This is a genomic window from Ruegeria sp. CE6 (genome assembly GCF_056537485.1).
Map to the genome: position 1 here is coordinate 1,195,891 of NZ_JBQFRR010000001.1, position 13,714 is coordinate 1,209,604.

Consider the following 13,714-nt stretch of genomic DNA (forward strand, 5'->3'; position numbering starts at 1 on the left):
GAAATCACCGCAGTTTTGGGTTCAGCGCGTCGCGCAGCCAGTCGCCCAACAAGTTGACCGACAGGGCGAGGGCCAGAAGCGTGCAGGCCGGGAAGAACAAAATCCACCATTCGCCCGAGAACAGGAAACCTTGCCCGATCCGGATTAGTGTTCCCAGCGACGGCTGGGTCGGGGGGGCGCCCACACCCAGAAAACTCAATGTGGCCTCAGCAATGATCGCCAGCGCCAGCGAGATGGTCGCAATAACAAGAACAGGGCTGAGGACATTGGGTAGGATGTGACGGAACATGATCGGGAACGATCCACGCCCGATCAGGCGCGCGGCTTGTACATATTCCTTGTTTTTCTCAACCAGAGCAGCACCACGGACGACGCGTGCGAACTGCACCCAGTCCGACAACGCAATCGCGATGATGAGAACATAGATTGCCATCTCATCGCGGTATTCCGGCGGAGTGATCCCTTTGGCGATCCCAAAGATCAGCATTGCGACCAGAATGGCCGGGAACGTCAGCTGCACGTCTGCGATACGCATGATCAGCGTCTCGATCCAACCTCCGAAATACGCAGCGATCAGACCGAGGATCACGCCGATGATCAAGGCAAGAAGCACAGCAGAGGCACCTACGAACAATGAAATGCGCAACCCGTAGAGGATGGTCGAGAACACATCGCGCCCTTGGTCATCTGTGCCTAGCAAAAAGGTCTCTTGCGTAAACGCATTGGGCGTACCTGGTGGTGTGAACCCGTTCATTAGGTTCAGTGTTGCTGGATCGAACGGGTTATATGGCGCGATCAGCGGGGCAAAGATCGCCGCCAGCACCAGAATGACCACGACCAAAGATGCGATCATGGCTACCGGAGAGTGCCGGAAAGACCAGGCGAAATCGCTGTCCCAGAACTTGGCCGTGCGCGATTTAGGCGCGACTTTCGGGGTTTCCATCGTTTCGGTCATGTGGCCCTCGCGTCGACACGCAGGCGCGGGTCAATGGCATAGTACAGAAGGTCGACAATCAGGTTGATTGTCACGAACATCACCGAGATCAGCATCAGATAGGCAGCCATAACGGGGATATCCACGAACTGGATCGCGTTGATGAACAGCAGTCCCACGCCCGGCCATTGGAACACCGTTTCGGTGATGATGGCAAAAGCGATGATCGACCCCAGCTGCAGGCCCGTGATGGTGATCACCGGCACAAGAGTGTTCTTCAGCGCGTGGCGGAAATTGATCACCCGGTCCGACAGCCCTCGGGCGCGGGCAAAGCGGACATAGTCAGCGCGCAGAACCTCCAGCATCTCGGACCGGACAAGCCGCATAATCAGTGTCATTTGATAGAGGCCCAGCGTGATTGCAGGCAATATCAACGCCTTGAGCCCCGAGGTCGTCAGAAACCCGGTGGACCAACTGCCAATCATAACAGTCTCGCCCCTCCCGAAACTGGGCAGTAGGTCAAGTTCAACCGAGAAAACATAGATCAGCAGGATACCGATGAGGAACGTCGGCAGCGAAACCCCGATCAAGGAAACGGTCATGATCACATTGGCAGCGATCCCTTGTCGTCGGATTGCAGTAAAGACACCGAGGGCAATGCCCATCGTGATCGCAAGAAAGCCGGACACAAAGGCCAATTCCAACGTCGCCGGAGCGCGTTCCACCAGGATGGTCGAGACCGGTCGCCCCTGGCGATAAGACACACCGAAATTGCCCTGAACAGCGCCTTGCAGGAACTTGGCGTATTGCACAACAAAGGGTTGGTCCAACCCAAGCTCGGTCCGTAGGCGGTCAATGTCGGCCTGCGTGCGCTCTTGGCCCAGCATGTTGTCGATCGGGTCGCCAACAAATCGGAACATCGAAAAGGCGACCAACCCCACGACCAACAGCACTATGACGGACTGGAACATCCGTCTGACGATATATGCGAACATATGTTTCCCTCGTAGATCGGTCTCTCTAGGCCGACCTTGACCAGATGGTCAAGAGAGTGCTGTCAACTCAACGCGACGTTGCCGCCGATCAATTCACATTCACCCAACGCAGCAGAAAGAAGTTGTCCGGACGCTGCGTGACCTCGACATTGCTGCGCGTGCCCCAAACCAGCGGCTGGACATACATCGGCACATAAACGTGTTCGTCCTGATAGATTTGAGTAACCTCGTCCAGCATCGCCTGACGCTTGGCCTCATCCAGTTCTGACTGGATCATCGGCAACAGCTCATCGACACGTGCATTTGAGAACCCGCCGAAGTTCCAGCTACCCAACTTTTTCTCTTCGTTCGGGGTTGCGACAAGGAACCGGACCGGATGCTCGGCGTCGAATGTACCGGGGCTCCAGCCCAGCAGGTACATGTCGTAATTATCTTCGCGTAATTCGGGCCAATAGTTCCGCACTGGCATGGCGTCCAGCTCGGCGGTGATCCCGATCTGAGCCAGCATACCGACGACGGCCTGACAGACGGCCTCGTCATTAAGGTAGCGGTCATTGGGGCATTTCAGGCCAAATGAGAAACCATCTGCATATCCGGCCTCGGCCAGCAGCGCCTTTGCCGATTCCACATCAAACGCGGGGCGCCCGGCGTTCGCTTCGGAAAACCCGCTCATGGCTGGGCTGACGAGCTGCGATGCGGGCTCGGCATTTCCGCGCATGATCGTGGCCAGAATGGCGTTGACATTCACCGCTTGCGCAACTGCCTGCCGCACGCGCGCGTCACGGAACGGGTTGGGTTTGCCCGCATCGTCTGTGTATTTCAGCGTGTCAGCCTCGTGGTCGAAGCCCAGCATGATCACGCGCGCCTCAATGCCCTGGATGACATCGACCTCTGCGTTCTGCTGCAGCCGTGCGACGTCCTGAATGGGGACCGGGTTGATCATGTCCACATCGCCCGATAGCAGCGCCGCTACGGCCGTGGCAGGATTTTGGATCGGATTAAATTCTGCACGGGTGATGTTGTGTTCAACATCCCCCCACCAGCCTTCATAAGGTTCCAACACGGTCTTAAGACCCGGCTCGCGCTCGGTCACCTTGAACGCGCCGGTGCCGTTGGCGTTGATGGTGGCGTAGTTTCCGGTTTCTTTGTCGGGGACCACGGCGTCGTTGGCCTCGGTCCAGTCTTGATCCATGATCATCCAGTTGGCAATCGATGACGGAAACAGCGGGTTAGGTGCTGTGGTCATGATATCAACTGTGTAGTCGTCAACTAAGATGACGTCACTGACAGGAGCGAACCAGCTACGCGTGTCCGCAGCCTCACCCGAGGCGCGTTGGTAGCTGAACAGCACATCTTGCGCGTCAAAGCTGCTTCCGTCGTGAAAGGTCACGCCCTGACGCAGATTGAACCGCCATCCTTCGCCGTCGCCGATCGGCTCCCAACTGACAGCCAACGCGGGCTCAACGCTCATATCCTTACCGCGGCGGACCAGCCCTTCGTAGACGTTGTTCAGGAACCCGAGAACTGGGGCCGAGTTGACCGCGTGAGGGTCCATCGTCTGCGGATCGGTGGTCGAGGCCCACTTGAATTCGGCCGCCTGCGCGGCGCTTGCAAGCAACATGGTCAGGCCGATTGCACTGTTTCTGAGGATCATGGCGAAATCTCCCTGTTAGCGCTGAAACAATCCAGCTTTTTCGCTGCCACGTAAAGCCGTTCCTGCGCCGAGATCACATGTCCGTTACCGACGGCGCAAACAAGAACAGGGCGCGTTTCCGCGCCCTGCATACCATCACAGAGGATAGTTTAGTTCATCTCAAAGTATTTGATCTTCGGTGAATCTTCCGGCTCGACGATGGTGCCCACGCCCGATTTCATGCCCCAGTTCAGCACCTGATGGTGGATCGGGATATAAAGCTGTTCGTCCTGAACAACCTGCCAGATATCACCGATCTGCTGATCACGTGCGGGCAGATCAGTTTCAGAGGCAAGGGCCACGATTTTGGCATCCAGATCCGGGTTGGAGTAGCGTGTGCCATTCCACGAGCCGTACTTTTCGCCCTTCGAATGGACGAGGAAGTTGAAGATGTACTCCGAGTCATAAGTCGGAACACCCCAGCCCAGCATGTAGAAATCTGTTTCTAGGTTGTTGATCAACGGGAAGTGCTGGGCTTTCGGTTTGGCGTCCAAGTTAACTGTGACGCCGATCTGGGCCAGCATTCCAACCGCTGCCTGACAGATCGCCTCATCATTGATGTAGCGGTCATTCGGGCAGTTCAGGGTCAGCGAGAATCCATCAGGATAGCCTGCTTCGGCCATCAACGCCTTGGCCCCTTCGATATCGGTTGACGAGGACGCATCCATATCTGCATCCCAACCATTCACAAACGGAGGTGAGATCATACCAGCAGGAGCAGACTGACCACGCATCACGACCTGTTTGATCGCATCACGATTGATCGCCTTTGACATCGCCTGTCGAACGCGGACATCAGCCAGCGGGTTCTTACCATCCACATTGTCCGAGGTCAGATCAGCATCGCCCATGTTCATGCCAAAGAAAATCACCCGGTTCTGCGGCGCGGTGCGTACGTCCAGACCATCGGTTCCGGCTACACGCTCGAGGTCCTGTACGGGCACGTCCTGAATGAAATCAACCTCACCCGACAGCAGCGCGGCAACACGGGTCGCGGCGTTCTGGATCGGGGTATAGATGATCTCGGTTACCTGCAGCGGGAACTCATCCTTGCCCCAATAGCCGTCATAGGCGGCCAGGACGGTTTTCACGTCGGGCTCGCGGCTGACCAGCTTGTAGGGACCTGTGCCATTGGCGTTCTTGGCCGCAAACGTGTCTTCGCCGCCCTCATAGTCCTGAACCTTGACAGCGTTGTTTGCCTCGGCCCAACCTTTGTCCATCATGAACATGTTGGTCAGGTTGTTGGGCATGATCGGGTTCGGTCCGTCAGTTTCGATCTCGATCGTGAACTTGTCGGGCGCACGCACCTCTTTCACAGACGCCAGCAGTTCTTTGTAATCCGAATCCGGCGTCATCGCGCGGTTCAGCGAAAACACGACATCCTCGCTGTCGAACTCGGCACCGTCGTGGAAGGTAACGCCCTCGCGCAGTTTGAACACCCAGACATTCGGATTTTCTTCCGATGGTGCCCATTCGGTCGCCAGCGATGGAACCAGTGCACCTGAGTGATCACGCATCACCAGCGTTTCCATGATCTGGTGCGCCATGGCCGAGGTCGGGCCTTCGTTTTGCGCATGCGGGTCCAGCGTCAGCGCATCACCTGCACGGGCCCATCGCAGCGTCTCCGCCGAAGCGCCCGCCGCGATCATCGCCGTTGCACTGGCGGCAAGCATCAGAGTTTTGAATGACATAAGTCGTCTCCCCATTTTTTGTTGTGGCCGCATTTTCATACGGTTGGCCGAATTTTTCGGCCATCATGGGCCAGCATCATCCAGATCATGGTCCGAGTTGCAACACCCGAATGTTAGCGCCCTGCTTTTCTTTCTGTCTGCCGGGGCTTAGGTGAATGTAGGTCATGCAGAAACACGCCTCGTATTTAGCCCTATGACAGGGTTGCCGCCTAACGTTTATTGAAGGCGTCTCTAAGAGCGTCACCAAAGGCCCCGTTCTGGGTGCTCTGCCCCCCATGGCTGCGCCGCTGTTCCCCTGGCTGGGGTGTTCGTGCCGGTTTGCCCTTGCCACGGAGTGCATTGCCCTCGCGTGCCGAAGCGCCACCGTCCTTGCGCATGGACAGCCCAATGCGCTTACGTGAAACGTCGACTTCGACCACCGTCACTTTGACAACTTGCCCGGTTTTGACCACCTCATGCGGGTCCTTCACGAACCGATCGGCCAGTTGGCTGACATGAACCAACCCGTCCTGATGCACGCCAATGTCGACAAACGCGCCGAAGGCGGCGACGTTGGTGACGGTACCCTCCAGCACCATGCCGTGCTTCAGGTCCGTGATTTCCTCAACCCCGTCCGTAAACGACGCCGTTTTGAAACTGGGTCGCGGGTCTCGGCCGGGCTTCTCCAATTCGGTGAAAATGTCCCGAACCGTTGGCAAGCCGAAGGTTTCACTCACAAACTGCTCGGCGCGCAGGTCTTTCAGTACGCCTTCATGCCCCATGATTTGGCGAATGTCGCGCCCACATGCTGCCACTACTCGACGGGCAACATCGTAAGCCTCGGGGTGAACCGAGGAGGCATCCAGAGGCTCTGAACCGTCACGAACTCGCAGGAAACCTGCACACTGCTCGAAGGCGCGTGGACCAAGGCGGGCCACCTTCAACAGTTCGTTCCGAGACGCAAAGGCACCATGAATATCGCGGTGCGTGACAATCGCCTCGGCCAATCCCGGTCCCAGACCCGAGACGTGCGAAAGCAAAGGGGCTGAAGCTGTATTCAGATCCACGCCCACAGCGTTCACTACATCTTCGATCACCGACTCCAGTGACTGTGACAAGCGGTGCTGATCCACATCGTGCTGATACTGGCCGACGCCGATGCTCTTGGGTTCTATCTTGACCAGTTCAGCCAAGGGATCCTGCAGCCGGCGGGCAATCGAGACCGCTCCACGTAGCGAGACGTCGAGGTCGGGAAATTCGCGCGCGGCAAGCTCGGATGCCGAGTAGACCGAGGCTCCAGCCTCGGAAACGACGACCTTGGTGGGCGCTTTGACGGTCTTGGGCAGAAGCGACAGCGTATCGGCCACCAAACGCTCAGTCTCGCGGCTGGCTGTGCCGTTGCCGATGGCAATAAGCTCGATTTTATGTGTAGCGATAAGGTTCAGTATTGCCGCTTGTGCACCACGCAGATCATTCTTGGGCTGAAACGGATATAGCGTATCCGTTGCAACCACCTTACCGGTTGCATCCACCACGGCGGCTTTGACCCCGGTGCGAATGCCGGGATCCAACCCAAGCGTCGGACGTGCCCCCGCCGGAGCAGCGAATAGCAGATCCTTTAGGTTGCGCGAAAACACTTGAATTGCCTCGTCTTGTGCGCGGCTGCGCAGGTCGGCCATCAGTTCGACCATCATCGACAGCGACAGCTTGACCCGCCATGTCCAGCCCGCGACCTTGCGTAGCCACTTGTCACCAGGAGTATCACCGCGCGTGTTCAGATGAGCCGCAACCATGGCCTCGGCCCGCGCGGCGCCCGCTTCGGGTTCGGGAGCAATGTCTAGCGTTACGATCCCTTCCTTCGAGGCGCGCAGCATTGCCAGCGCTCGATGCGACGGGGTTTTCGACCAAAGCTCGGAATGATCAAAGTAATCGCTGAACTTGGCACCTTCCTGTTCCTTGCCCTCGACGATCTTTGCGCTCAGCAACGCCTCACGTTGCATGAAGTTTCGGAGCTCTCCCAGCAAAGCAGCGTTTTCGGTAAGCCGCTCTGTGATGATGTCCCGTGCACCATTCAGCGCGTCTTTGGTCGTGGGGACAGCCTCAATCAGATACCCTTCAGCCAGCCCTTCTGGTTCAGCCAACCGGTCCGACAGAATCGCATCGGCCAGCGGCTCCAGACCATTCTCGCGGGCAATCATCGCGTTGGTCCGGCGTTTGGGCTTGTACGGCAGATAAATGTCTTCCAACTGCGCCTTGGTTTCGGCTTGGGCGATCGATTTCACCAGATCGTCCGTCAGTTTCCCCTGATCCTTGATCGAGGACAGAATCGCCTCGCGCCGGGCCTCAAGCTCACGCAGATAATTCAGTCGGTCGGAAAGGGTGCGCAATTGGGTATCATCCAGCCCGCCGGTCACTTCCTTACGATAACGGGCGACAAAGGGCACGGTCGCACCTTCATCCAACAACCTGACCGCGGCCCCAACCTGTTCCGCGCGGGCGTTAATCTCGGTGGCGATGGTGCGGGTGATACGGTCCAAAAGGGGCCTCCTGACTTGCGGTTGGAAGATCGTCTTAGCCACCGGCACGCACAAGGGGAAGAGGCTGCGCTACGAAAAGCACCTCTGCACAAAAAATGCACGACCCTTACGCGGTGATCTGCACCTGCCTAGGCCAGACAGAACCAACACAAACAAGGAGCAGTTAAATGGGACAGTTCATCGTGCGCGGTGTACCGGCATCAGTTTTACAAGATAGTTGGTGGCTGGACACCCCTGATCGAGGCACAAACCGAGCCGATGGCTTAGCGGAACCCGGCAATCGCCACGCTTTTTTGGGTTTGGTGTTTCTGGTTGCGCTCGCCGATTTTCTGTTTTTCGACCATTCTCCTGGCCTTTCAATCGCACTCTTTACGTTGGCGGTTTCCGCTGTAGTGTTTGCCTTGCTGCGCCGCCGTGGTGGACTTGTCGGGCCAACCCTTCTTTTGCTGCTTAGCATTCTTCCGGTGGTGGAATATGTTCAGGCCCTGTCCGTAGCTTTCTTGCTGGGTGGATCGACCATTGCGCTGTGTTGGGCCGTGCTGGGCAATCATGAGGTCGCTTCGGTTCGCCGGTTTCTGTCTCTGTTTCCAATATTGGCGCTCAGACACGGGATAGAGGCGGTTCAGAAAGGTCATTCGGTTTCCCGCGTTGACGGGGTTGCCCTTCGTGCACTGCGCAACTGGAGTTTCCCGATCGGAGGCGCACTGATCCTTGCTTCGCTGATGGTTGCGGCCAATCCGATCTTGTCTGATTGGATCGATCGGATTTGGCGATTTGATCTGCGGTTCGACCGACTGCTATTCTGGATCGGGGCGGCAATCACGATCTGGCCCTTTCTTGCGGTCACCTTGCGGCCTGACTTGCTTGCCCCCCGATTTGGCCCCGGACGCAAGCGCCCATTGCCTGCTTTTGGCCTGAATGCCCAATCCGTTGCAAATGCGCTAATGGTGTTCAACTTGCTGCTGGCGGTGCAAACGGGGATGGACATGGTTTATCTCTGGGGCAGCGCCAAGTTGCCCGAGGGGATGACCTATGCTGAATATGCTCATCGCGGGGCATACCCACTCTTGGTCACAGCTTTGCTGGCGGGCGCATTTGCCTTGGCCGCGCGACCCTATCTGAACGAGCGGCAGGGGCTGACAAGATGGATGATGCTGTGGCTGGCGCAGAATGTACTGCTGGTGATCTCATCGCTGATGCGCCTGTCGCTTTACGTTGATTTCTACGGGCTGACCTATTTGCGTGTTCATGCGGCAATATGGATGGCGCTGGTTGCTGTGGGCTTGTGTCTGACCGGTTGGCAAATTTTGCAGGGTAAATCGAACCGTTGGTTATTGCTGCGATCTGCGATCTTGGGGATTGGCGTGCTCTATGCATGCTGCTTCGTGAATTTTTCAGCCTTAATCGCCCGTTGGAATCTGGAAAATCCGATACGGTTTGATGCCTACTACGCATGTCAGCTCAATGAGATGGCGGCGGCAGAGTTGCTGAAGGACAAACGGGTACGCAATTGCGTAACCCCTCCGGTCGTCGACAATTGGAGGAATTGGGGCTTTCGCGCAGATCGGGTGATCCGTAATCTGGCCGTCGAACCCATGCCGGAGAAGATAGATGAAAATCCTCGTCGTGGATGATGATCCACGCCTGCGAGAGCTGGTCTCGATCACGCTTGAGCGCGCGGGCTACCAAACGGTTACCGCCCGCGATGGCCAAATGGCTCTAACCCACGCGATGCGGGAAGCGCCTGATCTTGTCGTGCTGGATGTCGGCCTGCCTGAGATCGATGGGCTTGAGGTTTGTCGTCGCTTGCGGGCACGCTCGGACGTACCAATCTTGTTCCTGACCGCGCGTGATGACGAGATTGATCGCATTTTGGGCCTCGAGTTGGGAGCGGATGATTACGTGACCAAACCTTTCAGCCCCCGTGAGTTGGTTGCACGGATCAAAGCCATCCTGAAACGCAGCAAACCGGGTGCTGCAGAGCTTCTACTGCGGCATGGCCCGGTTGAAATGGATGTGTCGGCGCATTTGGTTCGGGTCGACGGCAATGCGCTTGCCTTAACCGCAACCGAGCTGTCGATTTTGCGTCGCCTGATGCAAACGCCCGCCGCCATCGTCTCGCGACCACAATTGGTTGATGCGATTTATGGCGCAGGCAGTCCGGTCTCGGATAGGACACTGGATAGTCATTTGCGGAACTTACGACGCAAGTTGGGGGATCAGGGCTGGGCCGGTGCCATCGAAACCGTGCATGGGATCGGATTGCGGATGGGTGCATGGCCGGGCTGAGACGCAAATGGCGCCCTTCGCTGGGTTTTGTTCTTGGCGGAGGTCTCGCGGGTACGCTCGCCCTGTCTCTGCTGGGTCTGATCGCGCTGCGGTATCTTGGACCTGAGATCGGGTTTCGAAACGCTGCGGGCTTGCTGGCGATCGTGATCGGATGTGCGACCGGAGTGGTCGGATACCTTATGGTTCGGCTTCTGCTCCGCCCCATAACGTCGCTGGCGACCTATTCAGGGGCCATTGAACAAGGGCAACGCGCCGAGCCGCCCGATCACTACGGCACACAAGAACTGTCGCGCCTCGCCGGTTCGGTTCTGAGCATGGCGGATACACTGCAACGGCGCGAAGCTTCGATCCGCGTCTTTGCAGATCATGTCACGCATGAGTTGAAAACCCCTGTCACCGCGATCCGTGCGGCAGGAGAGTTGTTGGCCGAGGCCGAAACGCTCTCGGACCAGGATCACGCATTGCTGCAACAGATATTGGGCGCAAGCGATCAGATGCAAACGCAGCTCAGCGCTCTTAACACGGTTGCACAGGCACGAGTGCCGGAACATCATGGGGAGGCAAGCCTGAACGATCTTGCCGATCAGTTGCGCGCTTCGTTTCCCGAACTGGACATCAGCATAGAAGGCGGCGATCAGGCATTGAACCTTGCAGCCTCTGGCCTGAAAATTGCCCTGCAACATCTTCTGGACAATGCATGCCGTCACGGGGCAAGGCAGGTGGTCCTGCACGCAGAACTCGGTCGATTGGTTGTCCAAGACGATGGTTCCGGCATATCCGACGGTAATCGGGACCGCATCTTCAACCCATTCTTTACAACCGCCCGCGAGAAGGGAGGGACCGGGATGGGCCTGACCATCGTTACAAACCTGTTGGGGGCACATGGCGGGCGGATTTTGCTGGTGCCTTCCAAGACCGGTGCGCGATTTGAGTTGGTGTTTCCGGGTGTGTGATATCACTCAATAGCCCAAACTAATTCGACCCGTGTCAATTTGCGCCGCTCAATACGATTGATCCCAAGCCAATCCTCATTTAAGGGAGGCCCTGTCAAATCAGAGTCACCCGTGGGGCCGTCATGTCCCCTTTGGGATTGGTGCCTATGTCACGGCGGCACATGCTCTTGGATCGCACGCCCCTGAAAGGCTTAAAAAGGTAAGGGAATATGGCAGAAAAATCGAACTTCGACGTATTGTATACCATTGTAGACGAAGCGCCCGAGCTGGCGAGCGCCTCGTTCCTGCCCATTATCCGCAAATTTGCGTCAGCAGCCGGTGTCAGCGTCGGAACCAAAGACATTTCGCTGGCCGGGCGCATTATCGCGACCTTCCCCGAAAAGCTGACAGACCAACAGCGTATTACTGATGATCTGGCTGCTTTAGGTGAGCTGGTGAAAACACCGGACGCAAATGTCATTAAACTGCCCAACATCTCGGCGTCGGTGCCCCAGCTGGTGGCTGCCATCGAAGAGCTGCAATCACAGGGTTATGACATTCCGAACTACCCCGAAGAGCCTTCGACGGACGACGAAAAGGCGATCCGTGCGCGTTATGACGCCATCAAGGGTTCGGCCGTGAACCCGGTCCTGCGCGAAGGCAACAGCGATCGCCGCGCAGCGCGCGCTGTGAAGAACTATGCCCAGAAGAACCCTCATTCGATGGGAGAGTGGAGCGCGGACAGCAAGACCAAAGTGTCTTCGATGCCGGGCAATGATTTTTACGCCAATGAGAAATCGGCAACGATCACTGCGGCGCAAGCCGGCGATGCCAAGATTGAGTTTGTGGGCAAAGATGGCAGCGTTACGGTTCTGAAAGACGCTTGGCCACTGGCCGAAGGAACTGTGGCCGACGCAACATTCATGTCGGTCAAGGCGCTGTCGTCGTTCCTGACCGAAGCCATTGAGGACACCAAGAAAGACGGCACCATGTTCTCGCTGCACATGAAGGCGACGATGATGAAGGTCAGTGACCCGATTATCTTCGGCTATGCAGTCAAGGCGTGGCTTGCCCCCGTGTTCGAAAAATTCGGTTCAGAGCTGGACGCACTGGGTGTAAACCCGAACTCGGGTCTGGGGGACCTGCTTGAGCGGGTTCAGGGCAACGCAGACATCGTCGCCGCAATCAATGCGATTAAAGGGGATCGTCCGTCGATGTATATGGTGGATTCGGACCGTGGCATCACCAACCTGCATGTCCCGTCTGATGTTATCATCGACGCCTCGATGCCCGCAGTGATCCGTGCTGGCGGCAAGGGTTGGGACGAAACCGGCGCCAAGGGCGATACCAACTGTGTGATCCCTGACCGTTGCTATGCACCGGTGTATGATGAGGCCATCAATTTCTTCAAAGCCAATGGTGCACTGAACCCAGCCACCGCAGGAGCCGTCGCCAACGTTGGATTGATGGCGCAGAAGGCCGAGGAGTACGGCTCGCACCCGACGACGTTTGAAGCGCCCGCAGATGGTGCAATCCGTATCGTTCTGGCCAATAGCGAAACGCTGCATTCCCACAACGTCGAAAAGGGCGACATCTGGCGCGCCTGCACCGTCAAGAAGGCCCCGATCGAGAACTGGATCCAGCTGGCGATGGACCGTCAGCGCCTGACCGGGTCCGAGGCGATCTTTTGGCTGGACGCAAACCGTGCCCATGACGCCGAGCTGATTAAGTATGTCAAACCAGCGCTTGAAGCTGCAGGCGTGGCCGACAAGTTCTTGATTATGGCCCCGCGTGAAGCAACCCGCCAGTCGCTGGAAACTATCACGGCGGGCAAGGACAGCATCGCCATTACCGGTAACGTTTTGCGGGATTATCTGACCGACTTGTTCCCGATCCTCGAACTGGGGACGTCGGCCAAGATGCTATCAATCGTCAAACTGATGAATGGCGGCGGTCTGTTCGAAACCGGTGCAGGTGGTTCGGCGCCGAAACATGTTCAGCAACTGGTTGAAGAAAACCACTTGCGCTGGGACTCCATGGGTGAATTCTGTGCGCTCGGAGAATCCCTGAACTTCCTTGCTGACAGCAAGGGCAACGCCAAAGCGGGCGTCCTGGGTGCCGCTGCCGAGGCTGCCACGCAGGGAATTTTGGATAACAACAAGTCACCCAGCCGCAAAGTCGGCCAGCCGGATAACCGCGATAGCCACTACTGGTTCGCTCGTTACTGGGCCGAAGCTTTGGCGGGGCAATCCGATGATGCTGGGCTTGCCGCCGAGTTTGCACCGCTCGCGAAAGAGTTGGCGGACAAAGAAGAACAGATTTTGTCCGAGTTGGCGGCAGCGCAGGGCGCACCCGCCGATCTGGGTGGATACTACCACACTGATCCGGCCAAAGCGGCTGCGGTGATGCGTCCAAGTGCGACCCTGAATGCGATCATCGGATAAGCCAAGGGTTGCATAAACGCCTAAAAAGAAACCGGTCCGAAGAGGGCCGGTTTTTTCATGCCCTGAAAAAGAAAAAGGCCAGCCCCCATAGCCAGCCTCTTTCTGAGTGAGTGGCGGGGCTTACGCCTCACCGGTGCAGTTGAGTTCATCCTACGCTTATCGTTCACGCTGAATATTCGGGGATTCCCGTAGACGGCCGCCTTTTATGAGCGATTAAGGA

9 protein-coding genes are annotated in these 13,714 nt (G+C 57.4%); 4 read left to right on the forward strand and 5 right to left on the reverse strand.

Annotation, left to right across the window (positions count from 1 at the left end; genetic code table 11):
- Positions 1 to 4: 4 nt before the first annotated feature.
- The 5 genes from ACR0DK_RS05925 to ACR0DK_RS05945 form a co-directional block, all read right to left on the reverse strand.
- Complete coding sequence (locus ACR0DK_RS05925; protein ID WP_170393891.1) at positions 5 to 955, reverse strand: ABC transporter permease; 951 nt, start codon at positions 953 to 955, stop codon at positions 5 to 7.
- The gene (locus ACR0DK_RS05930; protein ID WP_170393893.1) at positions 952 to 1,929 is read right to left on the reverse strand and encodes an ABC transporter permease; all 978 of its coding nucleotides are present in this window, start codon (positions 1,927 to 1,929) and stop codon (positions 952 to 954) included. The genes ACR0DK_RS05925 and ACR0DK_RS05930 overlap by 4 nt, the downstream gene beginning before the upstream one ends.
- 88 nt (positions 1,930 to 2,017) lie before the next feature.
- Positions 2,018 to 3,583 carry an ABC transporter substrate-binding protein gene (locus tag ACR0DK_RS05935; protein WP_480735168.1) on the reverse strand — a complete coding sequence of 522 codons (1,566 nt, stop codon included), beginning with the start codon at positions 3,581 to 3,583 and terminating at the stop codon, positions 2,018 to 2,020.
- A 149-nt stretch (positions 3,584 to 3,732) separates the two neighbouring features.
- Complete coding sequence (locus tag ACR0DK_RS05940) at positions 3,733 to 5,313, reverse strand: ABC transporter substrate-binding protein (protein ID WP_170393897.1); 1,581 nt, start codon at positions 5,311 to 5,313, stop codon at positions 3,733 to 3,735.
- 209 nt (positions 5,314 to 5,522) lie between these two features.
- Positions 5,523 to 7,829: a Tex family protein gene (locus ACR0DK_RS05945; protein ID WP_480735170.1), complete on the reverse strand. Its 2,307-nt coding sequence runs from the start codon at positions 7,827 to 7,829 to the stop codon at positions 5,523 to 5,525.
- Between the two features lie 167 nt (positions 7,830 to 7,996).
- Between ACR0DK_RS05945 and ACR0DK_RS05950 the strand changes: the two genes are divergently transcribed.
- The 4 genes from ACR0DK_RS05950 to ACR0DK_RS05965 all read left to right on the forward strand — a co-directional run bounded on the left by ACR0DK_RS05950 (position 7,997) and on the right by ACR0DK_RS05965 (position 13,494).
- Positions 7,997 to 9,463: a DUF4153 domain-containing protein gene (locus tag ACR0DK_RS05950; protein ID WP_480735173.1), complete on the forward strand. Its 1,467-nt coding sequence runs from the start codon at positions 7,997 to 7,999 to the stop codon at positions 9,461 to 9,463.
- Positions 9,441 to 10,118, forward strand: coding sequence for a response regulator transcription factor (locus ACR0DK_RS05955; protein ID WP_170393903.1), 678 nt, complete (start codon positions 9,441 to 9,443; stop codon positions 10,116 to 10,118). Before ACR0DK_RS05950 ends, ACR0DK_RS05955 begins: the two co-directional genes overlap by 23 nt.
- Positions 10,106 to 11,071 (forward strand): sensor histidine kinase, encoded by a 966-nt coding sequence (locus ACR0DK_RS05960; RefSeq protein ID WP_170393905.1) that lies wholly within the window; start codon positions 10,106 to 10,108, stop codon positions 11,069 to 11,071. Before ACR0DK_RS05955 ends, ACR0DK_RS05960 begins: the two co-directional genes overlap by 13 nt.
- Before the next feature lie 209 nt (positions 11,072 to 11,280).
- Entirely contained in the window at positions 11,281 to 13,494 is a 2,214-nt protein-coding gene (locus ACR0DK_RS05965) for an NADP-dependent isocitrate dehydrogenase (protein ID WP_480735176.1), read from the forward strand.
- Positions 13,495 to 13,714 lie beyond the last annotated feature (220 nt).